The organism is Streptomyces sp. GD-15H (assembly GCF_045291515.1).
Lineage (GTDB): Bacteria > Actinomycetota > Actinomycetes > Streptomycetales > Streptomycetaceae > Streptomyces.
In genome coordinates this window covers 5,629,518-5,646,110 of sequence record NZ_CP149447.1, presented here as the reverse complement: position 1 = coordinate 5,646,110, position 16,593 = coordinate 5,629,518, and the positions used below count along the sequence as shown (strand labels likewise).

Here is a 16,593-nt window from a genome sequence, read left to right as displayed (position 1 = left end):
GAACGCCCAGGGGCCGCCCATGTCGGACGGCCCCGGGGCCCACGCCTCGGACGGTCAGTGGTTGCGGGGGAAGCCCAGGTCGATGCCGGCCGGGGCGTCGGACGGGTCGGGCCAGCGGGTGGTGACGACCTTGCCGCGGGTGTAGAAGTGCGTGCCGTCGTTGCCGTAGATGTGGTGGCCGCCGAAGAGCGAGTCCTTCCAGCCGCCGAAGGAGTGGTAGCCGACGGGGACCGGGATCGGGACGTTCACGCCGACCATGCCGGCCTCGACCTCCAGCTGGAAGCGGCGGGCGGCGCCGCCGTCCCGGGTGAAGATCGCGGTGCCGTTGCCGTACGGCGAGGAGTTGATGAGGCCCAGGGCCTCCTCGTACGTCTCGGTGCGCAGCACGCACAGCACCGGGCCGAAGATCTCGTCCTGGTACGCCTTCGCGGACGTGGGCACCCTGTCCAGCAGGGAGATGCCGATCCAGTGGCCGCCCTCGTGGCCCTCGACGGTGTGGCCGGTGCCGTCCAGGACGACCTCGGCGCCCTCGCCCGCCGCGTTCGCCACGTAGGAGGCGACCTTGTCGCGGTGGGCCTTGGTGATCAGCGGGCCCATCTCGGACGCCGGGTCGTTGCCGGGACCGATCCTGATCTTCTCGGCGCGCTCGCGGATCTTCTCCACCAGGGTGTCGCCGATCGCGCCGACGGCGACAACCGCGGAGATCGCCATGCAGCGCTCCCCCGCCGAGCCGTAGGCGGCGGAGACGGCGGCGTCGGCCGCCGCGTCCAGGTCGGCGTCGGGCAGCACCAGCATGTGGTTCTTGGCGCCGCCCAGGGCCTGGACACGCTTGCCGTTCGCCGAGGCGGTGGTGTGGATGTAACGGGCGATCGGCGTGGAGCCGACGAAGGAGACGGCCTTGACGTCGGGGTGGGCGAGGAGGCGGTCGACGGCCGGCTTGTCGCCGTGGACGACGTTGAAGACGCCGTCCGGCAGCCCGGCCTCCGACAGCAGCTCGGCGAGGCGGACGGCGGCCGACGGGTCCTTCTCGGACGGCTTCAGCACGAACGTGTTGCCGCAGGCGATGGCCAGCGGGAACATCCACAGCGGCACCATCGCCGGGAAGTTGAACGGGGTGATGCCCGCCACGACGCCCAGCGGCTGGCGGATCGAGGCGACGTCGACCCGGTTGGCGACCTCCGTCGACAGCTCGCCCTTCAGCTGCACGCTGATCCCGCAGGCCAGGTCGACGATCTCCAGGCCGCGCGCGACCTCGCCGAGCGCGTCGGAGTGCACCTTGCCGTGCTCGGCGGTGATCAGTTCGGCGATCTCGTCGCGGTGCGCGTCCAGCAGCGCCCGGAACGCGAAGAGGACGGAGGTCCGCTTGGCCAGGGAGGACTGCCCCCAGGTCAGGTACGCCTCCTTGGCGGCGGCGACCGCGGCGTCCACCTCCTCCACGGAGGCGAACGCGACCTTCGTGGTGACCTCGCCGGTCGCCGGGTCGGTCACCGGCCCGTGCGTGCCCGATGTGCCTTCGGCGGTCTTGCCGCCGATCCAGTGGTTGACGATCTTCGTCATGACTGAGAACTCCTTCGCAGAGAGCGGCGCCGGGTCCGGACGTACCGTTCCTACACCTCACGTGCCGCGCTTGCGGCGCACGTGTCGTGCTGACAGCTCACGTGCCGTTCCCACGGTTCACGTGCCTTGCGTTCATCCCACCAGGATCGGGCGCCTGGCGCGCCCGACACACTGTCGGGCGTTTCGGTCTCCCCGTAGACACTTGAGTCGGGGTGAGCCGCGGTGGTGGACGGGGACCTCCGGCGCGGGGCCGTAGCGGGCGGGGAGTCATCGCACGCACTTCGCTCCTGCCAAAGCAAAGCGGCCTCCCGCGCCGGAGGTGATCGGTGCCGGGGCCGGCCGTCAGCGGTACCCCGGTTCACGGCCGGCGTTCACGCGGCCGGAGTTCTCCCCGCTCCTCGCACGGCCCCCGCGGTGACCGCCGCCTCGATCTCGTCCTCGGTGGGCATCGCGGACGAGCACTCGAGCCGGGAGGCGACGATGGCCCCGGCGGCGTTGGCGTACCGCATGGTCCGCTCCAGGCTCCAGCCGGCGAGCAGGCCGTGGCAGAGGGCGCCGCCGAACGCGTCGCCGGCGCCGAGGCCGTTGAGGACGTTCACCGGGAGCGGCGGGACCTCGGCGCTCTCCCCCGTGGCGCTGACCGCGAGGACGCCCTGCGGTCCCTGCTTGACCACGGCGAGCTCGACGCCGGCGGCCAGCAGTGCGCGGGCGGCGGCATGGGGTTCGCGGACGCCGGTGGCGACCTCCACCTCGTCCAGGTTGCCCACGGCGACGGTGGTGTGGCGCAGGGCCTCCTGGTAGAAGGGGCGGGCGAGGTCGGGCCCGCGGCGGGAGCCGTCGGTGTCGGCGCGGTCGTCGCGGTCGTCGCGGTCTGCACGCTCGTCGCGCCAGAACATGGGACGCCAGTCGAGGTCGAAGACGGTGATGCCGGCCTTGGCCCGGTGGGTGAGCGCGCCGAGGGTCGCGGTGCGGCTGGGCTCCTCGCTCAGTCCGGTGCCGGTGACCCAGAAGACGCTCGCGTCACGGATGGCGTCCAGGTCGAGTTCGTGGGCGTCGATCTCCAGGTCGGGGGCCTTGGGCAGGCGGTAGAAGTACAGCGGGAAGTCGTCCGGCGGGAACACCTCGCAGAAGGTGACCGGGGTGGGCAGCCCGGGAACCGCGGTGACCCAGCGGTCGTCCACGCCGAAGTCGCGCAGCGCCTGGTGGAGGTAGGTGCCGAAGGGGTCGTCGCCGGTGCGGCTGATCACCGCCGTGTGCCGCCCGAGGCGGGCGGCGGCGACCGCGACGTTCGTCGCCGAGCCGCCGAGGAACTTGCCGAAGGAGGTGACCTGCGGAAGTGGGACGCCCGTTTGGAGCGGATAGAGGTCCACTCCGATACGGCCCATGGTGATCAGGTCGTACGCCATCGCGATCGCGTTCCCTTCGTGCCGTGTCGCGGTGTCCGGTGGTCCCGGGGTCGTCTTCGTACGGCTCTCCCCCGGTTTCTAGCTGTGGAGCGAAGCCCTGTCAATGTTTTGTCCAGACATACGGACCAGATCTCGACAGGGCCTCCCCGAACCCGGCCGGTTCGACCGGGACATCCGTGAATGTCGCATTCCAGCCCCCGGTCGGTGACCGGAGTCCCGCTCCCGAGCGGGTCAACACGCCCCGCCGACGAACCGGCGAGCGCCTTTGTGCCACTTGTGTCACAAAGACCCCGCTCCCGTCACGGATGTCCCATGTACGCGGGATTTCCGTCACGTCCCGCGCACAACCCCTGACCTACCTCGTGACGCATCGTTCACCGGGCAGAACGCCTGGTGATCGCCAGCGCAGCACCCGGCTTCCCCTGACGGCCGACCCTGGCCGCCTCCGTGGTGCTCGCGGGGAGGTACGACTCATGACCGACCGACGCCTGTGGTCATACAAAGACATCGCGGCGCACATCAAGGTGCAGCCGGACACCGTACGTTCCTACCGCAAGCACGGCCTGCTGCCCCCGCCCGACCACGTGGAGAGCGGCAAGCCGTACTGGTACGCGGACACGGTGCGCCGCTGGGTGGCGGCCCGACCGGGCAACCGGAGCCGCGGAGACCGTTGACCCCGCCCGACCCGGCCGGAAGAACCGCTGTGCCCCACCGTCCGGTGGGGCACAGCGCCGCCATGAGCGGGGGGCCTCAGCTCCAGGGCTCGATGACCGTCACACCCGCGCCCGGTGCCGTGTCCATCGCGGCCAGCGCCGACGGGGCCGCGTCCAGGCCGATCGTGCGTGTCACCAGCAGGTCGGGGCGCAGGACGCCCGCCCGGACCAGCTCCAGCATCGGAGGGTAGGCGTGCGCGGCCATGCCGTGGCTGCCGAGGAGTTCGAGCTCCAGGGCGACGGCGCGGGCCATCGGGACCGGGGTCGTGCCCGTCGGTGAGGGCAGCAGGCCGACCTGGACGTGGCGGCCCCGGCGGCGCAGGCCGTTCACGGAGGCGGCGCAGGTGGCGGGCGAGCCGAGGGCGTCCAGGGAGAGGTGGGCGCCACCGCCGGTGAGGTCACGGACAGCGGCCGCGGTGTCCTCCGTCGCGGACCCGTCCACGCACTCCGCCGCGCCGAACCTCCGCGCCAGGTCCAGGGCCCGTGGGGACACGTCGACGGCGACGACCCGAGCGCCCGAGGCCGCCGCGGTCATCACGGCCGACAGGCCCACCCCGCCGCAGCCGTGCACCGCGACGAACTCCCCCGCCGCCACCCGGCCCTGCTGCACCACCGCCCGGTAGGCCGTGGCGAAACGGCAGCCCAGGGAGGCGGCCGTCGCGAAGGACATGCCCTCGGGGACGGCGACCAGGTTCACCTCGGCGTGGTCCAGGGCCACGTACTGGGCGAACGAACCCCAGTGGGTGAAGCCGGGCTGGGTCTGCCGCTCGCACACCTGCTGGTCGCCGGCCGCGCAGGCCGGGCAGCTCCCGCAGGCACAGACGAAGGGGACGGTGACCCGGTCGCCAGCCCGCCGGCCGGTGACCCGCGCGCCGACCGCCTCGACGACACCGGCGAGTTCATGGCCGGGAACGTGCGGCAGCACGATGTCCGGGTCGTGGCCCTGCCAGCCGTGCCAGTCGCTGCGGCACAGGCCGGTGGCCTCGACCCGCACCACGACCCCGTGCTCCGCGGGCTCCGGGTCCGCGACCTCCCGCACCTCGGCCGGTTCCCCGTACCGCTCGAACACCACCGCCCGCATGACCGGCCCGCCTTCCGTCCGCGCCGGGGGTGCGGGGTCCGTGGAGTGCCGTACGCGCACCCCGGCACATCCCCCGGCCCCTTCCCGGCGATCACCGTTTGCGGCGGAACGCTATCCGCGAACCTCCGCCCTGTCGCGGGTGGCTCCTTGATCCGGGAGAGCCCCGACGGTCATGGATTTATACCCCCTAGGGGTATAGTCTGGAGAGTGCGGCCCCGTGGGCCCCCGCCACCCATACGCCTCGACGAGGGAGTAACGAATGTCCGCCCAGACCGACACCCAGGGTTCCGTCACCGCCACCTACAAGGTGAGCGGCATGAGCTGCGGCCACTGCGAGGGCGCCGTCTCCGGTGAGATCTCCGGGATCCCCGGGGTCGCCTCGGTGAAGGCCGTCGCCGCCGCCGGCGAGGTCACCGTCGTCTCCGCGACCCCGCTCGACGAGGAGGCCGTCCGCGCCGCCGTCGACGAGGCCGGTTTCGAACTGGTCGGCAAGGCTTGAGGTCACGGCCTCCCGGTCGACCTTCGCCGCGCCGGACAGGCCGTGATGGGCGTTTCATTGAGGCCTCAACCTGATGAACCCCTGGAGTCCGGTACGACCTTTCACATAAGCTCTTCACAAGGCGCACGCATCATCCTTACGCTTGAGCCCCGTTGGCAATATCGGGGCTCTTGCGCATGTAACGGACATATGCAAGAGACGCAGATCACAGTGAAGTGAACGTAACCATCGAAGGGGTTCGAAGGTCTAAGTTGGCGATGTCGGGAAGCGTCTTGGGGGGCGCGACCTGGCATCTGGGGATGTCTTGGGGGACTTTCCCAGAGGGGGCACCTCCCTGCTCGAACGGAGTTGAGAGCTAGGGGGAGCGTTGCCGGGGCACGTACATCGGGGAGCTTTGAGCGGCCCTCCCGACCGTGCGCTGTCCCGGCAGACCGCACGAGGGCAGTGAGTTCGGTTCTGCTCATTGTGCTCACACAGTGATTCAGGCGCTGTTCTTCACAGACGCCCGGCCGGATCCCGTGGGGGGAATCCGTACCGGGACATGGGAAGGCGCCCTGACGTCGGCCCGTGGGGGGACCGGCGCGGGGCGCCTTCTCGCTTTCCCGAGGCCCGGTGCCGTCCGGTCGACGAAAACACCGGACGGCACACCCCTGAAGGCATGCCGTCCGGTGTCCACTGGGTGACCGGTGTCGGTCAGCGCTGCTCGACCGGGATGAAGTCCCGCTCCACCACGCCCGTGTAGATCTGGCGCGGACGGCCGATGCGGGAGCCCGGCTCCTTGATCATCTCGTGCCACTGGGCGATCCAGCCCGGAAGGCGGCCGAGGGCGAACAGGACCGTGAACATCTCGGTCGGGAAGCCCATGGCCCGGTAGATCAGACCGGTGTAGAAGTCGACGTTCGGGTAGAGGCTGCGCGAGACGAAGTAGTCGTCGGAGAGCGCGTGCTCCTCCAGCTTCAGCGCGATGTCCAGCAGCTCGTCGGACTTGCCGAGAGCGGACAGCACCTCGTGCGCGGCGGCCTTGATGATCTTGGCGCGGGGGTCGAAGTTCTTGTAGACCCGGTGGCCGAAGCCCATCAGGCGGACGCCGTCCTCCTTGTTCTTCACCTTGCGGATGAAGGAGTCGACGTCGCCGCCCTCGGCCTGGATGCCCTCGAGCATCTCCAGCACCGACTGGTTGGCGCCACCGTGCAGCGGGCCCCACAGGGCGGAGATGCCGGCGGAGATCGAGGCGAACATGTTCGCCTGCGAGGAGCCGACCAGGCGCACCGTGGAGGTCGAGCAGTTCTGCTCGTGGTCCGCGTGCAGGATGAACAGCTTGTCCAGGGCGGAGACGACGACCGGGTCGAGCTCGTAGTCCTGGGCCGGGACCGAGAAGGTCATGCGCAGGAAGTTCTCGACGTAACCGAGGTCGTTGCGCGGGAAGACGAACGGGTGGCCGATCGACTTCTTGTACGCGTAGGCCGCGATGGTCGGAAGCTTGGCGAGCAGCCGGGTGGTGGAGAGGTTGCGCTGGCGCTCGTCGAACGGGTTGTGGCTGTCCTGGTAGAACGTGGACAGCGCCGAGACGACCGACGACAGCATGGCCATCGGGTGGGCGTCGCGCGGAAAGCCCTTGTAGAAGTTCTTGACATCTTCGTGCAGCAGGGTGTGCTGCGTGATGTTGTTCTTGAAAACGCTGAGTTCGTCGACGGTCGGCAGCTCGCCGTTGATCAGCAGGTAGGCGACCTCCAGGAAGGAGGAGCGCTCGGCCAGCTGCTCGATCGGGTACCCGCGGTAGCGGAGGATGCCCCCCTCACCGTCCAGGTACGTGATCGCGGATTTGTATGCGGCGGTGTTGCCGTAGCCGCTGTCCAGCGTCACCAGTCCGGTCTGGGCGCGGAGCTTCCCGATGTCGAAGCCCTTGTCGCCGACGCTGCTGTCGACCACCGGGTAGGTGTACTCGCCGTCGCCGTACCGCAGTACTACAGAGTTGTCGCTCACGTCTTCCCTCACCGACGTAGTGCCTCATCTTCGAGGTGCCCTGACTGTCTCTACCATCCCCCACTTGGCTCAGGAGAGTGCACTCGGGGTCGACCATCGGGCCTATTGGCGGCACTGAGTGCCGCCAACTTCCTCATCCTGCCCGCTGCGTTTCACTTCCGGAAGCCCTTGTGACCTTTACGACTCATTTGATCGATCATTTTTCTTCTGGGACCGGGGCGAAGGACCGCAACAACGGCGGATCAGGAGCCCGCGAGCCGGAAGTCGAGCGCCGTGCAGCGCCTGCCCGCCGACACCGTGCGTACCGCCTGTCCGATCGCCCTGCGGGAGCCGACGAGGACGACCAGCCGCTTGGCCCGGGTGACCGCCGTGTAGAGCAGGTTGCGCTGGAGCATCATCCAGGCGCCCGTGGTCACCGGGATGACGACCGCCGGGTACTCGCTGCCCTGGGAGCGGTGGATGGTGACCGCGTAGGCGTGCGCCAGTTCGTCCAGTTCGTCGAACTCGTACGGCACCTCCTCGTCCTCGTCCGTCAGCACCGTCAGCCGCTGGTCGACCGGGTCGAGCGAGGTGACCACACCGACGGTGCCGTTGAAGACCCCGTTCGCGCCCTTCTCGTAATTGTTGCGGATCTGGGTGACCTTGTCGCCGACACGGAAGACCCGGCCGCCGAACCGCTTCTCGGGCAGGTCCGGGCGGCCCGGGGTGACGGCCTGCTGGAGCAGGCCGTTCAGCGTGCCGGCGCTGGCCGGGCCGCGGTGCATGGGGGCGAGGACCTGCACGTCCCGGCGCGGGTCGAGGCCGAACTTCGCCGGGATGCGCCGGGCCGCCACGTCCACGGTGAGCCGCGGCCTCCTCCGTGTCGTCCTCGACGAAGAGGAAGAAGTCCTTCATGCCGTCGGTGACCGGGTGCTGTCCGGCGTTGATCCGGTGCGCGTTGGTCACCACGCCCGACTGCTGGGCCTGGCGGAACACGCGGGTGAGGCGGACCGCGGGGACGGGGCTGCCGTCCGCCAGCAGGTCACGGAGCACTTCGCCCGCGCCGACGCTGGGAAGCTGGTCGACGTCGCCGACGAAGAGCAGGTGGGCGCCGGGGGCCACGGCCTTGACCAGCTTGTTGGCGAGGAGCAGGTCGAGCATGGACGCCTCGTCGACCACCACCAGGTCGGCGTCCAGCGGCCGGTCCCGGTCGTACGCCGCGTCGCCGCCCGGTTTGAGCTCCAGCAGGCGGTGGACGGTGGAGGCCTCGGCGCCGGTCAGCTCGGCCAGGCGCTTGGCGGCGCGGCCGGTCGGGGCCGCGAGCACCACCTTGGCCTTCCTGGCGCGGGCCAGCTCCACGATGGAGCGGACGGTGAAGGACTTGCCGCAGCCGGGACCGCCGGTGAGGACCGCGACCTTCTCGGTGAGCGCCAGCTTCACGGCGGCCTCCTGCTCGGGGGCCAGGTCGGCTCTCGTACGCCCCTTGAGCCAGCCGAGGGCCTTCGCCCAGTCCACGTCCCGGAAGCCCGGCATCCGGTCCTCGCCGGTGCGCAGCAGCCGCAGCAGCTGGGCGGAGAGGGACAGCTCGGCGCGGTGGAAGGGGACCAGGTAGACGGCGGTGACCGGATCGCCGCCCTGCGGATCGGGCACCTTCTCCCGTACGACTCCGGGGTCCTCGCCCTCCCCCGGCTCGGCGGCCAGCTCGGCGAGGCATTCGATGACAAGCCCGGTGTCCACCTGGAGCAGCTTCACCGCGTCGGCGATCAGCCTCTCCTCGGGGAGATAGCAGTGGCCCTGGTCGGTGGCCTGCGACAGGGCGTACTGCAGGCCCGCCTTGACGCGGTCCGGGCTGTCGTGCGGGATGCCGACGGACTGGGCGATCTTGTCGGCGGTGAGGAAACCGATGCCCCAGACGTCGGACGCCAGCCGGTACGGCTGGTTCTTCACGACGGAGATCGAGGCGTCGCCGTACTTCTTGTAGATCCGCACGGCGATGGAGGTGGACACCTCGACGGTCTGGAGGAAGAGCATGACCTCCTTGATCGCCTTCTGTTCCTCCCAGGCGTCGGCGATCTTCTTGGTCCGCTTGGGACCGAGGCCGGGCACCTCGACGAGCCGCTTGGGCTCCTCCTCGATGATGGTCAGGGTGTCCAGCCCGAAGTGCTGGGTGATGCGGTCGGCGAAGACCGGGCCGATCCCCTTGACCAGCCCCGAGCCGAGGTAACGCCGGATGCCCTGGACGGTGGCCGGGAGCAGTGTCGTGTAGTTCTCGACGTGGAACTGCTTTCCGTACTGCGGGTGGGACCCCCACCGCCCCTCCATCCGCAGTGACTCGCCCACCTGGGCGCCGAGCAGCGCCCCGACGACGGTGAGCAGGTCGCCGGCGCCTCTGCCGGTGTCGACACGGGCGACCGTGTAGCCGTTCTCCTCGTTGGCGTACGTGATGCGCTCGAGGACGCCTTCGAGGGTGGCGAGACGCCGCTCACCGGGGGCCGCTGCGGACTGGTTGGACATGGTTCGACGGTACCGGTGGGATGTGACAGCCCGGACCCTGCCCGAGAGGCCGGAGTCGGTGGGCTCTCGCGAACCGACTCGAGCAGAAGGCGGAGCCGCGCGTGACGCGAGACCTCTACAACGTCCGGTCGCGTCCCGCCGAGGCCACCGCCGCGCCGCTGACCGACGAGGAGGAGCGGCGCTTCCGGGCCGTGCTCTTCAGCGGACTCGGGAACGGGATCGCCGACCACGGCTATGCGCGTTCCCCGGCGTACACGCCCGAGGACCGCCGCCGGCTGGTCGATGTCGCCCACCGCCTCACCGCGTACTGGGGGCAGCAGGTGTTCGTCGAGGCCGAGGACCTCACCCGCCTGCGGCTCCACCTCGTCGGCCACGAGGCACGTCCACAGACACTGCCGACGCCCTCCTGATCCCCGCGCCGGCGACGGCCCCGGTACGCGTCACACCTGCTCCGCCGACTCCTTGAGGGCTTCGAAGAAGGGAGTGAAGACGGTGGTGGGGAAGGTGAGGGTGGCTCGGGCCTGCGCCGACGTGTGGGTGGCACCTCTTGTCCAGACACGGCACCTGGGGCAAGTCCCTCTGGTGCGAGCCGACTCTCACTTGACCCGCCGACCCACAAGTCCGGTTTCCTTGATGGCCTCGCTCGCAGGCTCGATGACACTTCCCGGCCAACTGCTGGGTTTGTGCCCACATGAGCGCGATGCGTACACCTCAAGGCCAAGTGCTCACGGCCGAGCAGCACTGAACGGTGTCCATCACCACCCGGGTCGTGGTCCACGTCCGGGTCAGGCGCCTGGTCTGCCCCGTCCTGGGCCGTCGGCCGCGGGGCGGATCGGCAACCGCCGGTACAAGTCCCAGTCAGGCGATAGAGTCCGGATGTGCGTTGATCTTCCGGGCGGCGGCCCTGTGCGGCCGCAGACGGTGCAGGGCGCCTCCCACACGAGGGGCCGCCCCAGCAGGCATACCCGTCGTCACCCCACCGGAGATCCACACCGTGACTGCTCAGCAGCCTCTCACCTACGACTCGTTTGTCGCACTCGCCACCGCTGACTCAGCAGTCGTCGGCCTCGTTCTCAAAGGTTCCCGAGCCCACGACGGCATGATCACCCGGTATTCCGACCACGATCTGTACGTGGTCCTCGCCGATGACGCCGCGACCGATCTCACCCGGCTCGCGGGCCACCGCACCGCCGAGCTGGACCTCGTCGTCGTCTCTCTCGCCGAGTTCCGTGCAGCCGGGATGCCCGGTTTTGAACGCTACGCCCTCGCCCGTGCCCGGGTCGTGCTCGACCGGCTCGACGGAGGCATCGCCCGGATCCTTGCCGCCAAGGCTCGTCTGGGTGCCGAGGAGGCATTCCGGGACGCCGGCGGCCGGCTCGACGCCTACGCCAACTCGCTCTACCGCTCCGTCAAGAACCACCGGGACGGCCAGGACCTCGCCGCTCGCCTCGACGCCGCCGACAGCATGCGGTTCCTGCTGGAGCTGCTCTTCGCTCTCGACCGCCGCCCCCGCCCCTACAACAAGTACCTGGAGTGGGAGCTCGACCGGCACCCGCTGCCGGGCTGGGACACCGACGTGCTGCTCCGCGCCGTGGACCGCGTCTTGGCAACGGGCGACGTAGCCCTGCAGCGGCACCTGTTCACCCTTGTCGAGACGGCGGTCCGAGAGGCCGGACACGGCGAGGTGCTGGACGCGTGGGGCGAGGACCTGGACCTCATGCGACCGCGATAAGGAGACGGAGAGACTCCCTGCGACCGCGATCCACGGCCGCAGGCGATGCCGCGGCTCTCCCCACCGGCCCTAGCCGTCCTCAGCAGCGGCCCGCCTGCGTCGCCGCAGTGGTGCCGTCACCCACATCGTCAGTCCGAAAAGGGACAGGAACACCGCCCCTCCAACGAGAGTGGGGACCGCCCCGATGAGAAGGAACATCAGCAGCAGCTCCGCCCACGTCGGCTCCTCGCCCATCGTGCTCCCGCCCCGCGCCATGAACACCACGACGCCGGCAGGCGGCGTTCGGTTCCCGGTACACGCCCGGGCGGCGCTCCACGCCCCGATCACGGTCACGATCACGGTCACGATTTGATTTCGGCCACCCCCACCCCCTTGCTTCGATCCGTGTAATCGATTCCAATCCTTGGTGCACAGCGGATGTAATCGATTCCACGAGGAGGTGGAGGCGATGGCGAGCATCAAGGATGTCGCCGCCGAGGCGGGCGTTTCCGTGGCCACGGTGTCGCGTGTCCTGAACGACCATCCGTCGGTCAGCGCACACGCCCGCACGCGCGTGCTGGCCGCCGTCCGGTCGCTGGGCTACCGCCCGAACGCCGTCGCCCGGTCGCTGCGCACCCACCAGACCCGCACCCTCGGCCTGGTCATCAGCGACGTCATGAACCCGTACTTCACCGAGCTGGCCCGCTCCGTCGAGGAGGAGGCCCGCGCGCTCGGCTACAGCGTGATCATCGGCAACGCCGACGAGCGGCCCGACCTCCAGGACCACCACGTCACGACCCTGCTGGACCGCCGTATCGACGGACTGCTGGTCTCCCCCACCGACGGCGGGTCGCCTCTGATGCTGGACGCCGCCCGCGCGGGCACGCCCATGGTGTTCGTCGACCGCTGGATCCCGGGCGTGGACGTGCCCGTGGTGCGGTCGGACGGGAGGCCGGCCGTCCGGGACCTCGTGGCGCATCTGCACGGACTCGGGCACCGACGCCTCGCGATCATCGCGGGGCCCGCCGCGACCACGACCGGCCGCGAACGCGTCGACGCCTTCCGTGAGGCGCTCGGCGCGTACGGGCTCCCCCTCCCCGCCGCCTACATCGGCCAGGGCGACTTCCAGGCCGACAGCGGCCGCCGGGTCACCGAGGGGTTCCTCGCGCTGCCCGAGCCGCCCGAGGCCGTGTTCGCGGCCGACAACCTGATGGCGCTCGGCGCGCTGGACGCCGTCCGCGCGCGCGGGCTGCGCGTTCCCGAGGACATCGCGCTGGCCGCGTTCGACGACATCCCCTGGTTCGTGCACACCGACCCGCCGATCACCGCGATCGCCCAGCCCACGGGCGACCTCGGGCGGGCCGCCGTACGCGCCCTGGTCGACCGGATCGAGGGGCGGCCCGGCGACTCCGTCACTCTCCCCGCCCGGCTCGTCGTCCGCAGCTCGTGCGGCGCACCGGCCCGCCGGCCACCGGCGTTCGTACCACCGGAATCCGGCCCATCGGAATCCGACCCACCGGCCCCCGTACCGCTGGCCCCCACCCAGTCCCCCGTACGAAGGAGTACGTCGTGAGCAACCCGGACGAGTTGCTGCGCATCGAGGGCATCCGCAAGACCTTCCCGGGCGTGGTCGCCCTCGACAGCGTCGACTTCGACCTGCGCCGCGGCGAAGTGCACGTGCTGCTCGGTGAGAACGGCGCGGGCAAGAGCACCCTCATCAAGATGCTGTCCGGCGCCTACACCCCCGACGAGGGCCGCATCCTGGTCGGCGGCGAGGAGGTGCGCATCCACGGTGCGCAGGACTCCGAACGGCTCGGGATCGCCACCATCTACCAGGAGTTCAACCTCGTCCCCGACCTGACGGTCGCCGAGAACATCTTCCTGGGCCGGCAGCCCCGCCGCTTCGGGATGATCGACCGCAAGACCATGGAGGCCGACGCCGCCGTGCTCCTGAAGCGCGTCGGCGTGAACGTGTCGCCCTCCGCGCGGGTCCGCGAACTCGGCATCGCGCGGCTGCAGATGGTCGAGATCGCCAAGGCGCTGAGCCTGGACACGCGTGTGCTGATCATGGACGAGCCGACCGCGGTGCTCACCTCCGAGGAGGTCGACAGGCTCTTCTCCATCGTGCGCAGGCTGCGCGAGGACGGCGTGGGCATCGTGTTCATCACGCACCACCTGGAGGAGATCGCCGCCCTGGGCGACCGGGTCACGGTCATCCGGGACGGCCGCAGCGTCGGCCAGGTGCCCGCCACCACGCCCGAGGACGAACTGGTCCGCCTCATGGTGGGCCGCTCCATCGAGCAGCAGTACCCGCGCCGGCGGCCCGCGGCCGGTGACACCCTGCTCCGGGTCGAGGGTCTCACCCGCGACGGCGTCTTCCACGACGTGAGCTTCGAGGTGCACGCCGGTGAGGTCGTCGGCATCGCGGGCCTGGTCGGGGCAGGCCGTACCGAGGTCGTCCGCGCGGTGTTCGGGGCCGACCCGTACGACAAGGGCACCGTGAAGGTCGCGGGCAGCGCGCTGCGCGGCCACGACGTCAACGCGGCCACGACGGCGGGGATGGGCCTCGTGCCCGAGGACCGCAAGGGCCAGGGTCTCGTCCTGGACGCCTCCGTCGAGGAGAACCTGGGCCTGGTGACGCTGCGTTCGGCCACCCGCGCGGGACTCGTCGACCTCAAGGGCCAGCGGGCGGCCGCGGCCCGGATCGCCGAACAGCTCGGGGTGCGGATGGCGGGCCTCGGGCAGCATGTGCGCACGCTCTCCGGTGGCAACCAGCAGAAGGTCGTCATCGGAAAGTGGCTGCTCGCCGACACCAAGGTGCTCATCCTCGACGAGCCGACGCGGGGGATCGACGTCGGCGCCAAGGTCGAGATCTACCAGTTGATCAACGAACTCACCGCGGCCGGCGCCGCCGTTCTGATGATCTCCAGCGATCTGCCCGAAGTGCTCGGCATGAGCGACCGGGTGCTGGTGATGGCCCAGGGCCGCATCGCCGGCGAACTCCCCGCCGACCGGGCCACGCAGGACGCCGTGATGGCCCTCGCCGTCGGCACCGGCGCGGACACCGGCGGCAAGAACGACGGCACCACCGACCGGACCGACAAGGAGGGCCCCCGTGGCCACTGACACGCTCAAGAACTCGGGGGGCACGGGTGCCGCCTCGGGCGGCCTGCGCCGCCTCCTGCTCGACAACGGGGCGCTCACCGCGCTCATCGTCCTCGTCATCGCGATGTCGGCGCTGTCCGGCGACTTCCTGACGGCCGACAACCTGCTCAACATCGGCGTCCAGGCGGCGGTCACCGCGATCCTCGCCTTCGGCGTCACCTTCGTGATCGTCTCCGCGGGCATCGACCTGTCCGTCGGCTCGGTCGCCGCCCTGTCGGCCACCGTGCTCGCCTGGAGCGCCACCTCCGAGGGCGTCCCGGTGGTCCTCGCGGTGCTGCTGGCCATCGCCACCGGCATCGCCTGTGGCCTGGTCAACGGCATCCTGGTGTCGTACGGCAAGCTGCCGTCGTTCATCGCGACGCTCGCCATGCTGTCGGTGGCCCGGGGTCTGTCCCTGGTGATCTCCCAGGGCTCCCCGATCGCCTTCCCCGACTCCGTCTCGCACCTCGGTGACACCCTCGGCGGCTGGCTGCCCGTGCCGGTGCTCGTGATGATCGGCATGGGGCTGATCACGGCGTTCATCCTCGGCCGGACGTACATCGGCCGCTCCATGTACGCCATCGGCGGCAACGAGGAGGCGGCCCGGCTGTCCGGGCTGCGGGTGAAGAAGCAGAAGCTCGCCATCTACGCCCTGTCCGGCCTGTTCGCCGCCGCCGCGGGCATCGTGCTCGCCTCCCGGCTGTCCTCCGCGCAGCCGCAGGCCGCGCAGGGCTACGAACTGGACGCGATCGCCGCGGTCGTGATCGGCGGCGCCTCCCTCGCGGGCGGCACCGGCAAGGCGTCCGGAACGCTGATCGGCGCGCTGATCCTGGCGGTGCTGCGCAACGGCCTCAACCTCCTCTCCGTATCCGCGTTCTGGCAGCAGGTCGTGATCGGCGTCGTCATCGCGCTGGCCGTGCTCCTCGACACGCTGCGCCGCAAGGCGGGGGCGACCCCCACGGCGGCCGGTGCGCCGGGCGGGGGCGGCAGGAAGAAGCAGGCGGCGACGTACCTGCTCGCCGCGGTGGTCGCGGCGGCGGTCGTCGGCGCGATGTCCTTCCTGCACAACGGCTCCTCCGGGGCGAAGACCGAGCGGATCGGCCTGTCCCTGTCGACCCTCAACAACCCGTTCTTCGTGCAGATCCGGGACGGCGCTCAGGCGGAGGCGAAGAAGCGGGGCATCGACCTGACCGTCACCGACGCGCAGAACGACGCCTCTCAGCAGGCCAACCAGCTGCAGAACTTCACCAGCGGCAGCCTCGACGCGATCGTCGTCAACCCGGTGGACTCGGACGCGGCCGGTCCCGCGGTGCGCTCCGCCAACAAGTCGGACATCCCCGTCATCGCCGTGGACCGCGGCGTCAACAAGGCCGAGATGTCCGCGCTGGTCGCCTCTGACAACGTGGCCGGCGGGCGGCAGGGCGCCGAGGCGCTCGCCGAGAAGCTGGGCGGCGAGGGCACCATCGTGATCCTCCAGGGCCAGGCCGGCACCTCCGCCAGCCGGGAGCGCGGTTCCGGCTTCGCCGAGGGGCTCAAGGAGTACCCGGGCATCAAGGTCGTCGCTAAGCAGCCCGCGGACTTCGACCGCACCAAGGGCCTCGACGTGATGACCAACCTGCTCCAGGCCCACCCCGACATCGACGGTGTGTTCGCCGAGAACGACGAGATGGCGCTCGGTGCGATCAAGGCGCTCGGCTCCAAGGCCGGCAAATCGGTCCAGGTCGTCGGCTTCGACGGCACGCCGGACGGTCTGAAGGCGGTCGAGGAGGGCACGCTGTACGCGTCCGTCGCGCAGCAGCCGAAGGAACTGGGCAGGATCGCGGTGGACAACGCGCTGCGCGCGGCCGAGGGCAAGAAGGTCGGCGAGACGGTGATGGTCCCGGTGAAGGTGGTCACGAAGGAGAACGTGGCCGGCTTCGGCGGCTGACATCGGTCACGACGACCGGGGGCGGGCGGCCACGACGGCCGCCCGCCCGGAACGACCAGATGGGGAGCCATGGAGAACC

At 70.5% G+C, this 16,593-nt stretch carries 12 protein-coding genes and 1 pseudogene; 7 read left to right on the top strand and 6 right to left on the bottom strand.

The genetic code is table 11. The annotated features are described in order from the left end of the window. Positions 1-54: 54 nt before the first annotated feature. A complete protein-coding gene (gene mmsA / locus WJ438_RS26710) occupies positions 55-1,557 on the bottom strand; it encodes a CoA-acylating methylmalonate-semialdehyde dehydrogenase (RefSeq protein ID WP_406727480.1) in 1,503 nt (500 codons plus the stop codon). Between the two features lie 371 nt (positions 1,558-1,928). Then, a complete protein-coding gene (gene iolC, locus WJ438_RS26705; RefSeq protein WP_406727479.1) occupies positions 1,929-2,963 on the bottom strand; it encodes a 5-dehydro-2-deoxygluconokinase in 1,035 nt (344 codons plus the stop codon). Positions 2,964-3,436: 473 nt separating this feature from the next. On the opposite strand from iolC, the gene WJ438_RS26700 reads away from it, so the two are divergent. Continuing rightward, positions 3,437-3,637, top strand: coding sequence for a helix-turn-helix transcriptional regulator (locus tag WJ438_RS26700; protein ID WP_406727478.1), 201 nt, complete (start codon positions 3,437-3,439; stop codon positions 3,635-3,637). A 76-nt stretch (positions 3,638-3,713) separates the two neighbouring features. On the opposite strand, the gene WJ438_RS26695 is transcribed toward WJ438_RS26700, so the two are convergent. After that, positions 3,714-4,757, bottom strand: a complete 1,044-nt coding sequence (locus WJ438_RS26695; RefSeq protein ID WP_406727477.1) for a zinc-dependent alcohol dehydrogenase family protein — start codon at positions 4,755-4,757, stop codon at positions 3,714-3,716. Between the two features lie 259 nt (positions 4,758-5,016). Between WJ438_RS26695 and WJ438_RS26690 the strand changes: the two genes are divergently transcribed. Next, the gene (locus tag WJ438_RS26690) at positions 5,017-5,256 is read left to right on the top strand and encodes a heavy-metal-associated domain-containing protein (protein ID WP_406727476.1); all 240 of its coding nucleotides are present in this window, start codon (positions 5,017-5,019) and stop codon (positions 5,254-5,256) included. A 693-nt stretch (positions 5,257-5,949) separates the two neighbouring features. Here WJ438_RS26690 and WJ438_RS26685 read toward each other — a convergent pair. Together WJ438_RS26685 and WJ438_RS26680 are read right to left on the bottom strand one after the other, a co-directional pair. Beyond that, the gene (locus tag WJ438_RS26685; RefSeq protein WP_406727475.1) at positions 5,950-7,239 is read right to left on the bottom strand and encodes a citrate synthase; all 1,290 of its coding nucleotides are present in this window, start codon (positions 7,237-7,239) and stop codon (positions 5,950-5,952) included. 242 nt (positions 7,240-7,481) lie between these two features. Further along, positions 7,482-9,732, bottom strand: a pseudogene (locus tag WJ438_RS26680) (ATP-dependent RecD-like DNA helicase). Between the two features lie 101 nt (positions 9,733-9,833). Here WJ438_RS26680 and WJ438_RS26675 point away from each other — a divergent pair. Together WJ438_RS26675 and WJ438_RS26670 are read left to right on the top strand one after the other, a co-directional pair. Then, positions 9,834-10,142: a hypothetical protein gene (locus WJ438_RS26675; RefSeq protein ID WP_406727474.1), complete on the top strand. Its 309-nt coding sequence runs from the start codon at positions 9,834-9,836 to the stop codon at positions 10,140-10,142. 584 nt (positions 10,143-10,726) lie between these two features. Then, on the top strand, positions 10,727-11,464 hold the full coding sequence (locus WJ438_RS26670; RefSeq protein WP_406727473.1) for a hypothetical protein: 738 nt from the start codon (positions 10,727-10,729) through the stop codon (positions 11,462-11,464). Between the two features lie 69 nt (positions 11,465-11,533). Here WJ438_RS26670 and WJ438_RS26665 read toward each other — a convergent pair whose 3' ends face one another. Further along, complete coding sequence (locus WJ438_RS26665) at positions 11,534-11,809, bottom strand: hypothetical protein (RefSeq protein ID WP_406727472.1); 276 nt, start codon at positions 11,807-11,809, stop codon at positions 11,534-11,536. 103 nt (positions 11,810-11,912) lie between these two features. Between WJ438_RS26665 and WJ438_RS26660 the strand changes: the two genes are divergently transcribed. Genes WJ438_RS26660 through WJ438_RS26650 form a run of 3 tightly spaced genes read left to right on the top strand, consistent with a single transcriptional unit; the run spans position 11,913 to position 16,514 of the window. Then, positions 11,913-13,016: a LacI family DNA-binding transcriptional regulator gene (locus WJ438_RS26660; protein WP_406727471.1), complete on the top strand. Its 1,104-nt coding sequence runs from the start codon at positions 11,913-11,915 to the stop codon at positions 13,014-13,016. Beyond that, the gene (locus WJ438_RS26655) at positions 13,013-14,569 is read left to right on the top strand and encodes a sugar ABC transporter ATP-binding protein (RefSeq protein WP_406727470.1); all 1,557 of its coding nucleotides are present in this window, start codon (positions 13,013-13,015) and stop codon (positions 14,567-14,569) included. Before WJ438_RS26660 ends, WJ438_RS26655 begins: the two co-directional genes overlap by 4 nt. Then, positions 14,559-16,514, top strand: coding sequence for a substrate-binding domain-containing protein (locus tag WJ438_RS26650; RefSeq protein WP_406727469.1), 1,956 nt, complete (start codon positions 14,559-14,561; stop codon positions 16,512-16,514). The genes WJ438_RS26655 and WJ438_RS26650 overlap by 11 nt, the downstream gene beginning before the upstream one ends. Positions 16,515-16,593: the final 79 nt, after the last annotated feature.

Bases quoted from the DNA above. Each gene is read 5' to 3' on its own strand.
- mmsA (WP_406727480.1), bottom strand. From the start codon at position 1,557: ATGACGAAGATCGTCAACCACTGGATCGGCGGCAAGACCGCCGAAGGC.
- iolC (WP_406727479.1), bottom strand. From the start codon at position 2,963: ATGGCGTACGACCTGATCACCATGGGCCGTATCGGAGTGGACCTCTAT.
- WJ438_RS26700 (WP_406727478.1), top strand. From the start codon at position 3,437: ATGACCGACCGACGCCTGTGGTCATACAAAGACATCGCGGCGCACATC.
- WJ438_RS26695 (WP_406727477.1), bottom strand. From the start codon at position 4,757: ATGCGGGCGGTGGTGTTCGAGCGGTACGGGGAACCGGCCGAGGTGCGG.
- WJ438_RS26690 (WP_406727476.1), top strand. From the start codon at position 5,017: ATGTCCGCCCAGACCGACACCCAGGGTTCCGTCACCGCCACCTACAAG.
- WJ438_RS26660 (WP_406727471.1), top strand. From the start codon at position 11,913: ATGGCGAGCATCAAGGATGTCGCCGCCGAGGCGGGCGTTTCCGTGGCC.